General features: G+C 62.5%; 13 protein-coding genes. 3 read left to right on the forward strand and 10 right to left on the reverse strand.

Annotation, left to right across the window (positions count from 1 at the left end):
- The first annotated feature begins 82 nt into the window (after positions 1-82).
- Entirely contained in the window at positions 83-1,483 is a 1,401-nt protein-coding gene (locus QZ409_RS07410) for a hypothetical protein (protein WP_296708715.1), read from the forward strand.
- A 20-nt stretch (positions 1,484-1,503) separates the two neighbouring features.
- Here the strand turns inward: QZ409_RS07410 and menA are convergent, their stop codons facing one another.
- From menA to QZ409_RS07430, 4 genes are all read right to left on the reverse strand, one after another.
- The gene (gene menA / locus QZ409_RS07415) at positions 1,504-2,409 is read right to left on the reverse strand and encodes a 1,4-dihydroxy-2-naphthoate octaprenyltransferase (RefSeq protein WP_296708719.1); all 906 of its coding nucleotides are present in this window, start codon (positions 2,407-2,409) and stop codon (positions 1,504-1,506) included.
- Positions 2,406-2,849: a type II toxin-antitoxin system RatA family toxin gene (locus QZ409_RS07420; RefSeq protein ID WP_296708723.1), complete on the reverse strand. Its 444-nt coding sequence runs from the start codon at positions 2,847-2,849 to the stop codon at positions 2,406-2,408. The genes menA and QZ409_RS07420 overlap by 4 nt, the downstream gene beginning before the upstream one ends.
- A 237-nt stretch (positions 2,850-3,086) precedes the next feature.
- Positions 3,087-3,977 carry an AEC family transporter gene (locus QZ409_RS07425; protein ID WP_296708726.1) on the reverse strand — a complete coding sequence of 297 codons (891 nt, stop codon included), beginning with the start codon at positions 3,975-3,977 and terminating at the stop codon, positions 3,087-3,089.
- 159 nt (positions 3,978-4,136) lie between these two features.
- Positions 4,137-4,952, reverse strand: a complete 816-nt coding sequence (locus QZ409_RS07430; RefSeq protein ID WP_296708731.1) for a sulfite exporter TauE/SafE family protein — start codon at positions 4,950-4,952, stop codon at positions 4,137-4,139.
- A gap of 251 nt (positions 4,953-5,203) precedes the next feature.
- Between QZ409_RS07430 and QZ409_RS07435 the strand changes: the two genes are divergently transcribed.
- Entirely contained in the window at positions 5,204-8,650 is a 3,447-nt protein-coding gene (locus QZ409_RS07435; protein WP_296708733.1) for an acyl-[ACP]--phospholipid O-acyltransferase, read from the forward strand.
- A gap of 71 nt (positions 8,651-8,721) precedes the next feature.
- Positions 8,722-8,964, forward strand: coding sequence for a hypothetical protein (locus QZ409_RS07440; protein ID WP_296708737.1), 243 nt, complete (start codon positions 8,722-8,724; stop codon positions 8,962-8,964).
- Positions 8,965-9,009: 45 nt separating this feature from the next.
- Here the strand turns inward: QZ409_RS07440 and QZ409_RS07445 are convergent, their stop codons facing one another.
- The 6 genes from QZ409_RS07445 to QZ409_RS07470 all read right to left on the reverse strand — a co-directional run bounded on the left by QZ409_RS07445 (position 9,010) and on the right by QZ409_RS07470 (position 18,264).
- Complete coding sequence (locus QZ409_RS07445; RefSeq protein WP_296708740.1) at positions 9,010-9,438, reverse strand: hemerythrin family protein; 429 nt, start codon at positions 9,436-9,438, stop codon at positions 9,010-9,012.
- 27 nt (positions 9,439-9,465) lie between these two features.
- Positions 9,466-10,647, reverse strand: coding sequence for an NnrS family protein (locus QZ409_RS07450; protein ID WP_296708743.1), 1,182 nt, complete (start codon positions 10,645-10,647; stop codon positions 9,466-9,468).
- Between the two features lie 136 nt (positions 10,648-10,783).
- A complete protein-coding gene (locus tag QZ409_RS07455; RefSeq protein ID WP_296708891.1) occupies positions 10,784-12,559 on the reverse strand; it encodes an alpha/beta fold hydrolase in 1,776 nt (591 codons plus the stop codon).
- Between the two features lie 563 nt (positions 12,560-13,122).
- Positions 13,123-14,328, reverse strand: coding sequence for a polysaccharide biosynthesis/export family protein (locus QZ409_RS07460; RefSeq protein WP_296708747.1), 1,206 nt, complete (start codon positions 14,326-14,328; stop codon positions 13,123-13,125).
- A gap of 431 nt (positions 14,329-14,759) precedes the next feature.
- Positions 14,760-16,043 (reverse strand): Ig-like domain-containing protein, encoded by a 1,284-nt coding sequence (locus QZ409_RS07465; RefSeq protein ID WP_296708750.1) that lies wholly within the window; start codon positions 16,041-16,043, stop codon positions 14,760-14,762.
- A gap of 763 nt (positions 16,044-16,806) precedes the next feature.
- Positions 16,807-18,264 carry an exopolysaccharide biosynthesis polyprenyl glycosylphosphotransferase gene (locus tag QZ409_RS07470; RefSeq protein ID WP_296708755.1) on the reverse strand — a complete coding sequence of 486 codons (1,458 nt, stop codon included), beginning with the start codon at positions 18,262-18,264 and terminating at the stop codon, positions 16,807-16,809.
- Between the last annotated feature and the right edge of the window lie 511 nt (positions 18,265-18,775).

The following is an 18,775-nucleotide window of genomic DNA, read 5'->3' on the forward strand; positions in this document are numbered from 1 at the left end:
GGCGGAAAATCTTAACCAATCCGAAGGCGCCGGCGGCCTACAAGAAGGATCGCGCCACTTGGCGGCGTCTGGCTGGAATTCCGTGAAAAGCCGAACCCAAGCTTTGCAACATCCTGTTTTTTCAACGCGCGCGCCGGAACGCAGGGCGGATTCGCCCCCCGCCAGTTCGCGCGCGGCGCTGGACCATTTCCTGTTCGCCCCCCACGAAAGACTCGGCTCCGCTGGAGACATCTGGCTTTCCGGCTGCGAGGGGGTCGCTCTGTCGGCCCGGGGCCATGCGGCGGCGGAATCCGCTTTCGCAGGCCTGACGTCGGGCGCCGCACGTCCCCTGCCCCAATGGTTCGAAGATCTGCGCGGTCGTTTGGCGGCTATGTTTGGCGCGCCCGGCTGCGAAGTGGTTTTGGCGCGATCCGAGCTTGAGGCCGAAGATATTTTCGACGCCTTGGCCCATGCGGCGCTCGGGCGGCCGGTCGTCCGCATCGCGGCGGCCTCGCCCGAACGCGCGGGAGACTCCGGCCCGGACGCCCCGACCTTCGCGCTGCGCGACCGCTACGGCCTGCCCCGCGAAGCCGACGCGATCAACGCCGAGGCGGCGCGACTCGCCGCCGACGCGATCGGGCAAGGTCGCGACGTCGCTCTTCATCTGGCCGATTGTTCGGAAAGCGGGCTGGCTGGACCGACGCGCGCTGCCGCCGAGGCCATTGCCGCGTCCTTTCCCGGTCGGGTCATGGTCCTGATCGACTCACGGCAGATGCGCTGCGCGCCTCAACATGTCGCCGCGGATCTTGACGCGGGCTTCGCCGTGCTGCTGTCGGGCTCGACCTTCGCGGGCGGGCCTTGGGGAGCCGCCGCACTGCTGCTTCCGCCCGGATTCGCCGAGCGGATCGAGTCTTTCGCGCTTCCGGACCCCGTAGCCGCACGCTCCGCCGCGATGGACTGGCCGCCACATCTGCGCGACCGCCTGCGCGGGGAATTTTCCGCGCTCGCCGATCTCGGCCTCGGGTTGCGCTGGGAATGCGCGCTGGCGGAACTGGAAGCGTTTTTCGTTGTCGCGCCTGAGCTACGCGCGGAAATCGCCGCCGCCTTCGCGCGTGAAATCCGTCGCCACCTTGCCGGGACGCCGGCGCTAAAGCTGATCGACGATGGCTGGGGCGCTGAGGAATCGCGCGCGATCTTCCCCATCCTGACCTTCGACGAGCGGGGCCGGCCCCTCAAGACCGAGCCCTTGCGCCGCGCCCTCGCGGAACCCGGCGTCCGTCGCGGCGGCTGGGCGGCGCGTGGGCGGCCGGTGCACGTCGGTGCGCCCTTGCGCATCGGCGCCATGAAGGCCTTGCGCCTGTCCCTGAGCGCGCCTCTGGTCAATGACGTGGCGGAACGGATGAGTGAAGGCCGCAGTTTCGCCGCCGCTTTCCAGCCTGTGGCGGACGATCTGCTCGAAGCCTTCAGCCTGTGGAGCGAAATCGCCGCGGTGGATTCCAACTAATCTCCGGCGGCGCCAATCGGTCAGGCGAGCGCGCCGAGACCGAGCAGAAATGCAAAAAGCGCCTGAGTCTGGGCCGTACGCGCCAGAACAGCGTTGAGTGCCGGCCCCGGGGGCATGGCGTAGAGCCTTTTCACCTGCGCCAAGGCCATAGGCAGTGCACCGAAGCCCAGCCAGAGCGCGCGCTGCGGCGCAAGGGCAATCAGCGCGCCAAGCAAGATGAAGGGACCTGCCATCATGGCGGCGAACAGGGAGCGGGCGGCGGCCGGACCGGCGACAATGGCTAGCGTCCGGCGCCCGACGCGGGCGTCGGCGGCGGCGTCCCGGAAATTATTGACCATCAGCACGGCCGCCGCGAACAGCCCGAGCGAAAGGCCCGCCAGCATCGGCTCGGGCGCCAGCGCGCCGGCGGCGAGCCAGTATGTCCCGCCAACCGCGCCGAGGCCGAAAAAAGCGATGACAAACAATTCGCCCAGTGGCGTGTAGGAGATCGGCGCCGGACCGCAGGCATAGGCCCAGCCGGAGAGGAGCGAAAGCGCGCCAAGCGTTACGATCGGCCATCCGCCGACGATGGCCAGATAGAGCCCGCCGAGCGCGGCCAATGCGAAACAGCCGAAAGCCGCGCGCTTGATCTCGCGCGGCGCGAGCAGACCGCTGGCGGCTGCGCGTTTCGGCCCGAGCCGGTCCGGCCCGTCACCGCCGCGCTCGAAATCTCCGGCGTCATTGAACAGATTGGTCGCAATCTGAATGCAGATGGCGGAAAGCGCAGCGACAAACATCGCTGCAAGATTCACCCGGCCCGCAAAGGCGTGAGCGAAACAGGCGCCGACGAAAACCGGCGCAAGCGCCATGGACAGCGTGCGCGGGCGCGCGGCGACGATCCAGACGCCGAGGCGGAACGGAAGGTCGGGGTTTTGGCTCACGCTCATGTCTTTTCCTTTTGCGGGCGCATTGCGGCGGCGCGGCGCTCGAAGGCCGCCATCGCCTTGCGCTCGAACGCGCTGGCGGCCAGCGGCGCCAGCGCGTTCAGGACAGGGGAAGAAAATTCGAGATCGAGGTCGCAGGACAACAGGCAGCCCTCGCCCTTGGGTTCGAACAGCCAGCGCAGGCGGAAATCGCGCAGCGCCCCGTCCCGCGATTCGACGACCACTTCGCGCGGCGGATTCTCATGCGCCTCGCTGATGAAGGATAGTCGCAACGGCCAGAGCCCGAACACATTCTCCACCCGCCGCACCCCGCCATCGCGCGAAATGATGCGCGCGCGCTGGCAATGGGGAATGAAAGCGGGATAGGATTCGATGTCGTTGACGAGGGCAAATAGTCTTGACGGGGCGTCACGCGGGAAGAATTTCGCGAATTTGCGCCGCATCGCTCGCCTTTCGCCGCGGCATCCGAAGACCCGCGCTTTTTGCGGATGCGCAACTTTCAGGTCGCGCAGGGACTGTACCCCCAGGCGAGGCCTTCGCCCAGCGCCGAGTGTCTCGAACAATAGTGCGCGCCATGAGTCTCGAACAGCTCGCCCCTTCCCTGCTCGCCCAAGCCTTGCTCGCGACTTGCGGCGAAGCCGCGCGCTGCGGAAAAAGCTCGCAGAACTGGAGCGCGCCGGTCAGCTCATGGCGAAAGCGACGATCAGCGGCAGCGTGACATAAGAGGCGAGCGTCGAGAGCAGCACGAGGCCGGCGACCTCGTCCGGATCGGCGCCATACATGCGCGCAAAAAGATAGTTGAACACCGCAACCGGCATGGAGCTTTGCACGATCAGCACGCCGCGTTCGATTCCACTCATGCCGAACAGCCACGCGATGAAAGCGCCGCCCGCGACGCCCATGCCGATCCGCGACAGGGCCAGAACCGTCTGCCGCGCCTTGTTGGTGGCCCGGAATTCGGCCAGCGCGGCGCCAAGGCCCAGCAGCATCAGCGGGATGGTGACATTGCCGACCATGGTCAGCGTATCGGTCAGCCATTTCGGCCCGACGAAACCGATCTGGGCGCAGATCACGGCGACAATTGCGGCATAGAGGAAAGGCGCGCGAAACAGTCCGCCGAGCGTGACCTTGCCGCGCGCGATGGCCGGCCCGAAGCTGAACTGGCCGATGGTGGTGACCGTGAAATAGATCATCGCCAACGCAAGGCCGCGCTGGCCAAAGGCGAACAGGCAGATCGGCAGGCCCATATTGCCGATGTTGGGAAAGACCAGCGACGGCAGATAGACCCGCTGCGACAGACCAGCGAGGCGCAGGCAGGGCGCAGCTATGAGGGCGAAGAGGATCAAGCAGGCGAGGCTCGCGCCACCCATGCGCCCGAGATCCGATAGAGCGAATTGCGTCTTCGACAGCGTCACGAAGACCAGCGCCGGCGCGCCTAGCCGCGTGACGATGCGTGTGACGAAGTCATGATCGAACGGCAGGCCGCGCCAGCGCCAGACATAGCCGGCGCCCGTGACGAGCATGACCGGCGCGGCGATCCCCGCAAGCGAGGCGAGCAGCGTCACGCCCATGGCAAATGCGCCGAGTCAGTCACTTCACCCTCGCCGCCTGACGGCCCGACCACGCTGAGCCCGCCGAGAAGCTATAGCCGTTGGCTGCGCGGCGGCCAAGCGACTCAGGCGAATGTATTCGCTCGTTTCGTTTTGAGTGTGGGCAACAAAAAATTATGTTCACTCATGACGCCAGACCTTGAGGGCGGAGATGGCTAGTATCATGGCCAAAATGGGTAGCAGCACCCGCGTCGAGACGACTCCTAAAAGTTGGCCGCCGACGAAACTACCGATGACGGAACCAAGGGCCATCAGCAGGACGAAACGCCCGTTGTGACGGAGTACAGAAAACGCTTGGTCCTGACTGTAGCGGGCGAACCCGACCAACATCGTCGGCAAGCTGACAGCCAGTGAAAGGCTTCCCGCTAATTTAATATCGGCGCCGAATAGAAGGATCAGCGTCGGTATCAGCAGTTCTCCACCGGCTACCCCCATCAGAGCGGCCACGACGCCTATGCCGAACCCCGCGATGACGCCCGTCACCGTCTGGGCCGGTCCGGTCAGGAGCGCATTGGCTGAGACAACATCATGACCGACAAGCAAGACCGCAGCAATCATCGCCAACATGACGGCGATGGTGCGGAACAAAGTTCGAGAAGCCAATTGTGTCGCCCACCCCGCCCCGAACCATGCGCCGATGAGGCTTCCGGCGAGAAGATTGAGAATAATGGGCCATTGACTGGCGATCTCGGCGAATGGAACAGCGCGGGCGCGAAACGGCAGAGCGGTCGCGACGACAAGCAGACTCATCGCTTTATTGACGATCACCGCCTCCAACGCGCCGAAGCCGAACATGCCGATCAGGAGGGGCAGGCGGAACTCCGCCCCGCCAAGGCCGATCAGTCCGCCCAGAATTCCGATAAGCGCGCCCCCGGCAACGGCTCGTGGCGCGCTCCTGACTTTGGCGGCAGACGAGTTTTCGAGTTCCGTGGACATGCGCGATCCTTGGTCACACCGTCAAAGTGTGAAGAAAGACCCAGAACCGCTGTTTGGGAAGGACGCGGAGGGCCTACGGCCAACCGGAATGCCAAATCTATGCCGTCTGTCGATAAAAAGCGCCAGTTAGGCCGCCATCGTCTCTTCCATGAGCGGCGCCCGATGATAGGCGCCGATCCGTCGGCACGGACAGAGCGATTGTTTTTTTAACGTCTCAAGGGCCTAATCACGCTCTATTTTCGGAGAATCTGATGTTCGCGCTTCTGGCCCAAAAACGTTTCGCGCCGCTGTTCTGGACGCAATTCTTTTCCGCCTTCAACGACAATTTCCTCAAGAACGCGCTGATCTTTCTGATCATGTACAAATTGTCGGGGCCACATGCGGAATCCCTGATCACTTTGGCGGGCGCGGTGTTCATCCTGCCCTTTTTCATCCTGTCCGGCCTCGGCGGCCAGCTGGCCGACCGATATGACAAGGCGATGATCGCGCAAAGGCTCAAGCTGGCCGAATGCGTTGCAGCTTTGGTCGCGGTGGCGGGATTCGTCGAGCAATCCGTGCCGCTGCTCTTTGGCGCGCTGGCCCTGTTCGGGATCATCTCAACACTGTTCGGCCCCATCAAATATGGCATCCTGCCCGACCATCTCGAAAAATCTGAACTGCCCGCAGGCAACGCCCTGATCGAGGGCGCGACCTTCATCGCCATTTTGCTCGGCACCATCGTGGCCGCGCTCGCCTCGCGCGACGGCGGCGACCCAACCCATATAGCAGCGGCCATGCTGCTGGTCGCGCTCGCCTGCTATGTCGCCAGCCGGTTCATTCCGCCCACCGGTAACGAAGCCCCGGACCTGCGCATCGACGCCAATATCTTCCGCTCCACACGGGACTTGCTGCGCGATCTGTGGGCCGACAAGCGACTGTGGCGCGCTGGCGTGATGGTCAGCCTGTTCTGGATGTTCGGCGCCATCGCGCTTTCGGTCCTGCCGCCGATGATCAAATTGCGCATGGGCGGCGAGGAAATGGTCGTCAGCATTTATCTCGGCGTCTTCGCCATTTCGGTCGCGCTGGGCTCGGGGCTCGGCTCCTTCCTGTGCAGCGGCCGCATCGTGTTGTTGCCGGCGCCCATCGCCACGCTGGCGCTGGGCTTTTTCTCCGGCGAACTCGCCCTCGCCCTGCACTTCATGCCGCCCGCAGCCGCGCAATTGAGCGTCGGCGCCTTTTTCCAGAGCCCCGCCGCCTGGCGCGTGGGCTTCGACCTCGCCGGCATGGCTTTGGCGGGCGGCGTGCTGGCCGTGCCAAGCTTTTCCGCCGCGCAGGCCTGGGCGCCGATTGAAAAGCGCGCCCGCGTCGTCGCCGCCATCAATATTCTCAACGCCGCCTTCATGGTCGTTGGCGCGTTCGCCGTCGCTCTGCTCCAGGCCGAGGGCCTCGGCCTCGACGGGGTGTTCGGCCTGATGGCCGTCGTCGCGGCGCTCAGCGCAGTCTGGATGTTCGCGTTTCTGCCGACCAATCCAATGCGCGATTTCCTCTCGATCCTGTTCGTCGCCTTTTACCGCCTTGAGGTGAAGGGCCGCGACAATATCGCCAAGGCCGGTCCCAATGCGATCATCGCGCTCAACCATGTCAGCTTTCTCGACGCGGCGCTGGCGCTCTCGGTGCTCGACCACGATCCTGTCTTCGCCATCGATTCCAGCATCGCGCAACGCTGGTGGGTGAAGCCCTTCCTGCGTTTCGTGCGCGCCATGCCGCTCGACCCGACCAAGCCAATGGCGACGCGCAGCCTGATCCACGCCGTGCGCAATGGCGAGACCCTCATCATCTTTCCGGAGGGCCGCCTCACCGTCACCGGCACCCTGATGAAGGTCTATGACGGCGCCGGGCTGATCGCGGAAAAATCAGGCCGCAAGGTTGTGCCCGCGCGGATCGAAGGGCTGGAATCCTCGATCTTTTCGCGTCTGTCGCGCGAGCAGGCGCCACGCCGCCTGCTGCACAAGGTCACTTTGACCTTTCTGGAGCCGGTCGAACTCAAAGTGGACGAAAATCTGCGCGGCAAGGCGCGGCGTCAGGCGGCGGGCGCCGCGCTCTATGAGATCATGTCCGATCTCTTCTTCCGCACCGCCGATCTCGACGAGACGATCTTCACGGCCGTCGCGGCGGCGGCGCGCAAGCATGGCATGGGCCGGATCGCGCTGGAGGACCCGACCTCCCCCGCCCTGTCCTATCGCAAGCTGCTGATCGGGGCGCGCCTGCTCGGCGAGAAATTCGCGCCGCTCGCCCCGGCGGGCCAGTCCATCGGCCTGATGCTGCCCAACGCAAATGGCGCCGGCGCGGCCTTTCTGGGCCTCGTCTCCGCCAATCGCCCGCCCGCGATGATCAATTTCAGCGCCGGTCCGGCCAATGTCATCTCCGCCTGCGCGGCGGCGGAAGTGAAGACCATCGTCACGTCCTATGCCTTCATCGAAAAGGCCAAGCTGCAAAATCTGGTCGAGCGCGTCGGCGAAAAAATCGACTTCCTTTATCTGGAAGACCTGCGCGACAAGATCTCTAGCTTCGACAAGCTGCGCGCTTTCTTCCGCTACGGCGCGCCGATCGTTCCGGCCAAACCCCAGGATCGCGCGGTCATCCTGTTCACCTCGGGGTCCGAGGGGGCGCCAAAGGGCGTCGTGCTGTCGCACAGGAACCTTTTGTCCAATGTGGCGCAGGCCGCCTCGCGGATCGATTTCGGCCGCGACGACCGTCTGTTCAACGTATTGCCGATCTTCCATTCCTTCGGCCTGACAGGCGGCCTCGTCCTGCCGCTGGTTTCGGGCGTGCCGATCTATCTCTATCCTTCGCCGCTGCATTACCGCGTGATTCCGGAACTGATCTACGCGACCAACGCCACCATCCTGTTCGGCACCGACACGCTGCTCAACGGCTATGCCCGCTCCGCCCATCCCTATGACCTGCGCTCGCTGCGCTACATCATCGCGGGCGCCGAGGCGGTGAAGGAATCCACCCGCCGGCTTTATGCGGAGAAGTTCGGCCTGCGCCTGCTCGAAGGCTATGGCGTGACCGAGACCTCGCCTATCCTCGCGCTCAACACGCCGATGTTCAACCGCTTCGGCACGGTCGGCCGGCTATGTCCGGGCGTGGAGCCGAAACTGGAGAAAATCACGGGCATCGACGACGGCGCGCGCCTGCATGTACGCGGCCCCAATATCATGCTCGGCTATCTGCGCGCCGAGCGTCCCGGCGTGCTGGAGCCGCCGCCGGAAGGCTGGCACGACACCGGCGACATCGTGGCCATTGACGCGCACGGCTTTGTCGCCATCAAGGGCCGCGCCAAGCGCTTCGCCAAGGTCGGCGGCGAGATGATCTCGCTTGCGGCTGTCGAGAATATCGCGGCCGCGTGCTGGCCCGACGCCAAGGTCGCCACGGTCGCCCTGCCAGATCCACGCAAGGGCGAAAGGATCATCCTTTGCACGGATCATCCGGGCGCCAGCCGCGCCGATTTCATGAGCGCGGCGAAAGCGCAAGGCGCGTCGGAGCTGATGTTTCCGGCGCAGGTGCTGATGATGGATAAGCTGCCGCTGCTCGGCTCGGGCAAGACCGATTATCCCGCCTTGACCAACTCCGTCGTGGCGCGGCTGGCCGAACAGGCGAGCGGCGCCTGGCAGTCGCCGGCCAGTCGAGACGCCCAAACAAGCGGCAAGGAATGAAAATAAGAATTTTCTGAGAAAAGTGGCGCCGATTTTGCTGCACTGCACACATGGAATGAGAGAGGCGAGCCATGTGTGAGATTATCCAGTTCCAGGCCAAAAGAAGCAGCTATCTCCGCCGCAAGGCCGATAAATATGCTGAAATATCCAGCCATCACGCCGCTCGCGTCGAGTGGCTGAAGCGAAACGGCGCCCCCCTCGCCGATCAGGTCCGGGCGTCGCTCGACGCCGAGAAGGCCGATCGCGACTGCCGCGAAATTGTGCAGACATTGGCTGAACTGTCGGATGAAGCGCCGCACGAGCTCCATTCGTAACGTTTTGTCCGACTTCGGGAAAATAGCGCCTGTTCTCACGCCGTCTCAAGCGGCGCCGCAGGACTCCATTTTCGAATAATCGAGCTTTTCGTCGAAAAAGCTCGATGAGATCTGATCGACGCTGGCGATATGGTTCGCCATTTTCTGCGCCAGCGTGAAGCCGATCAGATGGCGGCGCATTCGCGGCTCGGCCAGCGCGAAGGATTCGCGCAGGATTTCCGCTTCGGCGAGCAAGGCGGCGTGTTGCCCGCGATGACAGGGCAGGACCGGGACGCCGACCCGCTCCATCTCCGCCTCCTCGCGCGCGAAATGCGCCGCGAGTTCCGCGATAATGGCGTCGAGATGCGCCGTCAGGCCGTCGTCCGGGATCTCCGCCGTTCGCACGAACATTTGCTCAAGGGCGTAATGGTCCTCGTCCATGACGCGGACGCCCAAAGGTAATTGAGGCAATTGGAGCAATTGGGGCAGTTTCATTTGATCCTCTTCAGCAAACGAGGGCGGTCAGTCAAGGCGGGGCCGCAGCAAAGCCGGGCCATAGGCGAGGGCGAACCCCAGAAAGGCCGCCACCCAGGCGAAGGCGGCGACATGGAGCAGGACGAAACTGGCCTGCGGCGCCAGGGCCGCGCCAATCCGAGTCGCTGCGGCGAGCAGCACGGCGGCATAAACGAATTTCGTTCCCCATCCCGCATGAAGCGGGCGCCCGGTATGGCCAAGGCTGGCGCGGGTCATCACGGCGAGCGTCATGCCGCCGATGGCGCCCACACCCCAAGCGTGGATTCCGGCGCTCGGCGCCACCGCCGGAACAAAGGCGGCCAGTCCGCTCAGGACAAAGCCGATTGGCACGAAAAGAAATGCGAGGTGGAGGATCGCCACCAAAGGCTCGCCCGAAGCGCGCTCGCCCGCCCAGCGCGCGAGCCGCGCGACATTCAGCAGGCCAGCGGCGATCAGGGCCAGTCCAACCGCCCTGCTTTCCGGCGCCAAGACCCAGCCAACCAGCGCGGCCACCGAAAGCGCAATGCAAATTCCGTCGAAGCGCGCGAAGGTCTGCGGCAGGCGCCCTTCTCCGCGGCGTTGCAGAAATGTGTGGGTGAAGCTCGGCACGATGCGGCCGCCGATCAGCATGATGAGCGCGACGATGACGGCGAGCGCAAAGCGCCGGCCATGGGCGGCGTCGCCGGTCAGATGGGCCTCGATATGAAAGACAGCATTTGCGACGAGCAGCAGCGTGACGACGATCAGCACCCGCAGATTGCGCTTGTTTTTGCCCGCGAGGATTTCGCGCGCCATGGCCGCGCAAAGCAGCGCGAGAAAGGCGCAATCGACCAGCGCCGCCAACGCCCAGCCGATCTGGCCCGATAGAACGACGGCCACACGCCCGGCGAGCCAAACCGAAAAGAGCAGCAGAAGCGGACGCCCCTGCAACGGCAGGCGCCCGGTCCAGTTCGGCACGGCGGTCAGCAGGAAGCCCGCCACGACGGCGGCGCCAAAGCCGAACACCGCCTCATGCGCATGCCAATCCATGGGCTGGAAGGCGTTGGCGAGGGTCAATTCGCCGAAATATTGCGGCAGCCAGACCATGACCGCGACGACCGCCCATAATGCGCCGGCAAGAAAGAACGGCCGGAAGCCGTAACTGAACAAGGCGGGACCAACATAGAGACGGCGGCTTCTGACTTCGGACATGAGGGTTCCCTGCTTTGCGCTCCCTTTGCTAGACCTGCACGCGCGCCTCGACTTTGCGCGCTGTCAAACAACCGGCGCTTTCGGGTTTCCTTGGCGCGTCTCACGGAGCCTCGGCGGTGAAGCGCCCCGTCCTGCCTCAGGACTGCAGCACATAACTCCCCGGCGCCGCCTCAAGAACCGGATAGCCCTTGTCCTTCGCGCCCAGTGGAGGCGGCGCGGCGCGGCCGCGCGATTGCCGCGCCAACCAGCCCGCCCATTCCGGCCACCATGAGCCCTGCTCGACCTTGGCGGCGTCGCGCCAGCTATCGGGACTGGCATATTGCGCGCCCGCAGGGCGGTGCGATATGCGATAGCTGCGGCCTTGATGGCCCGGCTCGCTGACGATCCCCGCGTTGTGCCCGCCGCTGGTCAGCACGAAGGTCGTGTCGACGTCCTCCAGCAGGTTGATCTTGTAGACCGAGCGCCATGGCGCGACATGGTCCTTTTCCGTCGCGACCACGAACAGCGGCGCGCGAATGTCGCCGAGAGAGATGGGTTCGCCGCCCTCGACCCTGTAGCGCCCCTCGAACAGGTCGTTGTTGAGGAACAGCCGGCGCAGATATTCGCTGTGCATGCGATAGGGCAAGCGGGTTCCGTCGGCGTTCCACGCCATGAGATCGTTCATCGGCGCCCGGCGGCCCAACAAATATTCCTGCACGATACGCGATCCGATCAAGTCGTTCGACCGCAACAGCTGGAAGGTTCCGGCCATCTGTTTGGAATCGAGATAGCCCTGCTCCCACATGACGTCTTCGAGGAAGCTCAACTGGCTGTCGTCGATGAACAGGGTCAACTCGCCGGCTTCGGTGAAATCCGTCTGCGCCGCGAAGAGAGTCACGGAATTGAGCGCCTCGCTGCCCTGCTCGGCGAGCCAGGCGGCTGCGATCGACAACAGCGTTCCGCCGAGGCAATAGCCGACTGCATCGACCTGTTCGCCCGGGACGATGGCCTGGATGGCCTTGAGAGCCTCCAGCACGCCGAGGCGCAGATAATCGTCGAAGCCGAGATCGCGGTCCTCGGCGTCCGGATTGCGCCAGGAAATCATGAAGACCGTATGGCCGCGGTCGACCAGATATTTGACCAGAGAATTCCCCGGCGAAAGATCGAGAATGTAATATTTCATGATCCAGGCCGGGACGAACAGCACCGGCTCGGCCTGAACCTCCGCTGTCGTCGGCTTATACTGAATGAGTTCGATCAGCCGATTGCGATAGACCACCACGCCAGGCGTCACGGCGACCGCTTCCCCGGGGCGGAATTTCTCGGCGCCAATCGGCGGCTTGCCGCCCGACTCCCGCTCCCAGTCCGCCCAGAAATTCATCGCGCCGCGAATGAGGTTCTGCCCGCCCTCCGCGAGCGTGGCCTGAAGAACGTCGGGATTGGCGCCAATGAAATTGACCGGCGAGACCGTGTCGAGCGCCTGCCGCCCCATGAAATTGACGACCTGCTCGTGATGCGGCGAGACGCCGCCGATGCCGGTCGTCGCGTTGTGCCACCATTGCTGGTTGAGCAAAAACCATTGCTGGAAGAAGCAGAACGGCGGCTTGTTCCAAGCCTCGCTCTTGAACCGCGAATCCTGCGGCAAGGGCTCGATGCAGGGTTCGCCAGCGGCGTTGCCGCCGGCGCTCACAACATGGCTCACGACATGGTTGGCGAACCGGATGGCCTTGCGAAGCCCTTTTTGCGCCAACTGCTGCTGCTTGGCCGGCGACGCCAGAAGATGCAACGCCCAGTCGGCATAGGCGAGCCACAGTGACGCCGGAGACAGCCCCATCGTATAGCGCGCGAGGCCCGCGTGAAGAAGGCGATCGAGCGCGGCCGGGGGGTCGGCAGCTTCCGTTCCGGCGGCGGGCGGCGGGACGCTCCGCTCCAGCGATTTGACGGCCACATTGGTCGCAGGAATGGCGAGGGACCCGGCGACGGGAGGCGATCGCCGGATGGGTGCGAGCGCGCCGCCGACGGCAGCCTTCTCAGGCGCGCCTGGCTGGATCGCCTCCGCAATTGCGCTTTCTGGCGCGGACGCCTTCGGCGGGGTCTTGGTCACAGTAGGCTGCCGCCGTGTTGTCCGCGCCGTGCTTTTCGGTGCGCTCCTGTCAGCGTTTCCGGTCGGTTTCCGCATCATTATGACTCCGCCATGCCTGCGCCATCGCCGCGCAAGAAAGTTGGCGAGCGACCTTCGGCCCGGTCCATACCACGCAAGGCCTTCATGCGCCGCACGCCGCGCGCCGGGATCCCAGCATGTTTGGGCGACACCGGCAATAAGGCGGATCAAATTCGATCGGCGTCACGGCGCGCCGCTGACATCAGCGAATAGCCGCTCGCACATCGTAGCGAGGGCGAAACAAGCGCCGCCCTAAAAAGCAATGGCGACGCCGAAATCTCCGGCGCCGCCATTGGCTCATGAAATTTACCGGGACCGCGAGAGGCGCCCGCTGGTCAGCGGAGGTAGTTCGCGGCCTCGCTGGCGTTCAAGACGGAATAGCTTGAAAGGGCCACGATCGACAGCACCTTCTGGATATCCGAATGGATCGATTCGGAGACGAAGATGACGTCGCGATTCCGCATGTTGTAAAGATTCGCGAGATAGAACCCTTCGGCGGACGAGAAATCGACGCGGTAAACAGTCGGGATGAGATCCGATTTGAACCTGCTCACATCGACGCCCAGAGAACTGAGCAAGGCAGGCTTTTCGAAGCGGAACAGGAAAACCTCGCCCGCATTGGCGCGCGTCGTGTCGAGCCAGCCCGCCTTCGCAAGGGCCTCGGTCATCGACATATTTTCAAGTTCGAAGGTGAACCGGCGGTTGTTGACGCCGCCGACGACGCCCGGGCTTGTGGAGCCCAGAACCATATAGAATTTCGGCACATGCGAAAGATACACGACGTCGCCCGGCGCGAGCGGCACGTCCTGCCCGGGATCCCGCACCACCGCCTGGAAATCCGCCATGTGAGCGACGCCATTGCGCTGCAGGTTCACGACGGTTTCGTAACCCGGGCTCTTTGGACCTCCCGCCCTGGCGATCGCGCCGCTGAGACGAATGCCGCCCGGGTCCATCGAGAACCGCGTCGCCGAGCCGACATCGCCGAGAACGCTGATGGCGTTGCCGCGATGTTCAACCACGGTCACGACAACCTGCGGGTCGATCGCGCGCTGTTTGAGCTTGCTGGTGATCTCAGCGGCCACCGCCTTGGGCGTGCGGCCGACGACGCGAACGGCGCCCTGCACATAGGGGACGTTGATATTGCCGTCCCGATCGACCTGCTGATTGGGAATCTGCACGTAATTGTTCGAACGGGTCGGGCTGTCCTTGGGCAGGAACGGCCCGCCCGACTCCGCCTCGAACACCGTGACGGAGACGACGTCGCCATAGCCAATGCTGACGTCTCGATCCGCCGCGACCTTGCCCAGCCCGGAAAAGCGGCGCACCGAATCGTAAGAGAACTTGTTCGCCGCCTTCACCGTTTCCGCGTTCAGGTCGACCTGCACATAATCGATCTTTTCCGAAGGGTCGGCGACCAGGGCCGTAGCCCCGCCCGTGACCGCGCCAGCCCGAGGGCCGTCTTTGGGGATTGCGCCACACCCCGCAAGGGAAGCCGAAACCATGGCGGCCAGCGCCAATTTACGCATAGATTTACTCTGCAAGTTCATGCTCCAGCGAACGCCGTTCCCAAAGATCGCAGATAGCTCAGATTTAATAGATCGTTAATAAAAGAGCGCCCCTGAGTCAACAACTCCACAGCTCAGAATCAATAATTCTCTGACTGTGTTGATTCTGCAACGCCGTTCAAAATCGATTAAAATCTAATCGAACACCTGCTCTTGATAAGGCGTTATTCTTGAATCCGCGCCATTTTGGCGCTGTCACTGCAGCTTCATTGTTCAATTTGCTCTCATGCGGCGCGACAGAGGCTGCAATTGCTATTGTTCGCAGCGGCAATTCGGTCCTGCGGCCGGCGCGATGCGTTTCGCCACGACGCCAACGGCCGGACCGAAAGACGGCGTGAACGCCATCTTCCGACCAGCCTGCTCAACCCGGTGGCGGCGCGAAGGCGCCCCACTTCATCAGGAAAAGTTCAGACGAAGGAAAACTGCAACGACGCGTGCGCCGTGCTGCCATAGAGATTGGTCGCCGTAACGCCAATATTGTGGACGCCGTCCGTCAAATTTGAAGTCTGATAGGAATAATAGCCTGACGAATTGGACGTCACGGCGCCGATCGCATTGGAGCCGTCATAGATCTGGACGGCCGTATTTGGGCTGGTCCATCCGATGATATCCGGCGCGACCGAGTAGACGCCATTGGTTCCCTGCCCCGCCATATATTGAATCATTTCATTGATCGAGTTTTGCGTTTTCCAGAGCTGAAACGCGACGGAGGCGGAACCGCTATTGCCATAGGAATTGGTCTCCGCCGCCTTGATGTTGTGATAGCCATTCGCGAGCGACGAGCCGTCAAAGGTCCACACGCCATTGGCGTCAGCCGTAACCGTCGCCACCACCGCGGCGCCGTCATAAAGGGTCACGGCGGAGTTTGCGTCCGCCTTGCCCGTCAGGTTCGGGTTATAAGTATAGGCCAGACCATTGACCGTTTGCCCGGTCTGGTTAGCCAGCGCGACCGTTACGCCCGGGACCGGAGCCGTGGTCGCATAGGTCACCCCGAAATTGGTCATAGTCCACGAACCGCTGCCGCTGCTCGTTTCCACCCCTGTCGCCAGGCCATTGAAATAGAGGGAACTGCTCAGGCCAGCGTTATCCACCAGATATTGCAGCATGGTTTTGACGTTGATCGCGCCGGATGTGACGTCCGCGCCATTCGCGGGCATGAAAATATAATCGGGCAATCCGGCGCTGTCCGTCCCTTGGGCGACCTTCCAGGTGATGCCGTAAATCGTGATTGTGCCCAAAGCTTTCAGCGAAGAAACCCACGCTTGCGAATCGGACGGAGAATAAAAGAATATTTCGACTTCCGCTGCGTTCGTCGAGTTGTTGCCCGCAACGCTCGTCAGAAATATGTCGGTAATAACGTTAAATCCTTGCAGATCGCCTGACATGGTGAAGTTGATACCCTCAACCAATGTCGTAAGATCGCTGATGCGACTGGAAGGAACAAATTTCGCCGTTGACGTATTATAGTAGTTGCCGTAATCGATAGCCATGAATGATTTGATTTTCTGGACACTTGCTGTTGGAAACCTCCAATTTGCAGTCACGCTGGAGAGCAGAGATCCGGACTGAAACTGCATTGATTCAGTATAATCTGTTCCGTAAACGAACGAGCCTACGTTGAACGCCGAGATATTAACTGTATAAGAACCTGAATTATAGGAGTTATTATCATAAAGTGTCGACGTCGCCATTGAAAGCTCCTCATTCCCATTTCAATATGAGCCTAACGGCTATTCATCTTTTTAACGTCGATACATGAACTAAAAATTGAGCAGTTATTTCATCGAGGAACGATGAACACCTTTAAACCTAATTGAGTTTTTTTTAGTGAAAGCATTGCCATTGCCTCCACGTTTCAAGCCAGGTTTATTCTGGGACCAACCCGATAGGGTCACGATTGGCGCCAATAGCCAAAACTTGATCGCCTGCGCTGATTTCCGCGACAAGAAGCGCCCAGCAGCCGCGGCCGGGCCATGCCCTCGCCCGCCGGGAATAGGCCAAAGTGATCGCTCGCCAAACTGGGCCAAAATAGGGCAGGATCGCCATATTTTCTTGGCCCCTACGAGCAGCCGACAAAGCCATGACGAAATCCTGGCTGGCTACGACCGGAGAAGGCCGCATTGCGCCAGCTTCGCGAAAGTCTGGTCGAATATTTTGATCGCGCGAACGAAGCGTTGGGCATTGCGGCGACAGATCAGCGCCATGCCGTCCCTTCCGGATTGCGACCCCGGCATTGAAAGAGCGGGATAACCATGGGAAGCGTTACGCACGAAGCCAGACTGTCGAAAACCGAACCTTCAGGACGAAGCCGAAGGCGGGGCCGGATTCGCTGGCATGTTCTCGCGGCCTGGATCATCGTCATCGCACTGAGCGTCGCCTTCTGGACTTACGCGGCTCGATTAACCGACATCATCCGGTAGAACGCCATGTCATGGACGACGAACTGCCGCCAGATCAGTAAGCCGCCGGATCATAAACCAGCAACAGCGCCGTACGCAGAATGATCTTGATGTCGAGCCAGGTCGACCAGTTGTCGATATAATCGATGTCATACTCGACCCGCTTCTGGACCTTTTCCACAGTGTCGAGTTCGCCACGGCAGCCACTCACCTGGGCGAGCCCGGTGAGGCCCGGCTTGACACGATGTCGCGCGGCGTAGCCATCGGCGATATCCCACAGGTCACGCCCTTCAGTTCTGGTCAGCAAAGCGTGCGGACGGGGACCGACGACCGACATGTCGCCGCGCAGGACGTTCAGGAATTGCGGCAACTCGTCGAGACTGGTGCGCCGGATGAAACGGCCCACGCGCGTCACGCGATCGTCGTTGCGCGCCGTTTGACGGCTCGCATGGGCGTCGGACGCATGAGTGTACATCGAGCGGAATTTCAGCAGTTCGAATTGCTTGCCGTTGAACCCGACCCGCTTTTGCCGAAACAGCGCCGGCCCTTCACTCTCAAACTTGACCGCCATGGCCACCAGCGCGAACACAGGGGCAATGAACAGCAGGATCGCGGACGCCGCGAATATGTCCTGCGCACGCTTCAAGAGCAGGCTCCAGCCATTGATCGGCCGGTCGCCGGCGCGCAGAGCGACGCGATCGCCAATGACGCCCACGCCGAGCTGGTGGGCGCGAATGCGGCCGTCGCCGGGCAGAATGAAAATTTCCGTCGAGAACTGGCGCAGCTGCAAAAGTTTCTGCAGGATGACCGGCGCATCGACCCAGGGTGTCACGATATAGATCTGGTCGATCTCCTCGCGCGCAATCGATTCCGAGATCGCGTCAAGCTCCTCCAGACGCGCGAGTTGCAGGCTATGAGCGACCTGCGTCATGCCTCCGCTGGCTTTGCGCAGCTCCGAACGGGTCAAGGGCTTGGAGAAAACGCCGACCGACAGAGCCCGGAAGACATAATCCCCTTTCGCAAACCGCCGCCGCAGATTGGCCAGCAGAGCGAGCCGGAAAGCGGGCATGATCGCGCAACTCAGGACCACCCAGGAGAAGAACCAGACGCGCGAAAAACTCTGCGTGGTCTTCGTCGCGGCGCCAATCGCGATCAGGATGACGAAGGTCGCTGCGAGCGCCGCCGCCAGCCGCCGCAATGTGAAGCCTGGCTCCAGAATTCGACGCGCGTTGCAGCCGCCTACGACATAGGTCAACAATAGATAGAGCGCCGCCGCGAGAGCGACGACGACAGCCTGCTCATCCGCCATAGGGCTGTACTCGGCGCCCATCGCCATGGCGAGAATCGACGGCAAAAAGCCGCATGTGATGAAAATCACGAAATCGATGGCGAGGAAGGCGAGAACCAGAGCCTCCGCCGAGATGCGATTCCCTCGGGGCGAGACCATCGGCGACGTCGCGACACCGCTGGCGGCGCGCCTGTCCCGCAATGCAAAATCAACCATTGGTGGCATTTCGCTGAATTCCTTATTATGCGCCACCTTAACTCGCCATAAGCCGTAATTCAACATTTATACACGCGCAATTTAAATTTAATTATACTCAACTACCTAGATGTGATTTGCCTATTCTTGGTTGCAATGCAGCACCTCAGTGCCGTTAAGGCGGGCGAAACGCCGAAATTAACAGCGTCGAGGATATTGCGTCCTTGGGGAGCAGCCCCTTGCCCGGGCGCCGAAACATGCGGCGCCCGCCAAAGGAGCCGCCGGACGAAAAAAGAGCCCGAGTGGAGGCCGCCAATCTGGATGACGCCCCCCCCCTTTTTCAGTTGCGCCGCGCCTGTGACGGATGAAAAGGCCTTCGCCCACGACGAACATCGCCAGCGCGTGGTCTTTTTTCCGTCACGAAAAATTTGCCTGGCAGGACTGGAAGATAATCAGGCGCGCCGTCGCCGCCGGCCGCCCGGGAATTCGATTCCCCGACAAATGGCGGAGATTTGGAAGTCGCGCTCTGGACGTGAAGAGA

The organism is Rhodoblastus sp., from assembly GCF_019449565.1.
Lineage (GTDB): Bacteria > Pseudomonadota > Alphaproteobacteria > Rhizobiales > Beijerinckiaceae > Rhodoblastus.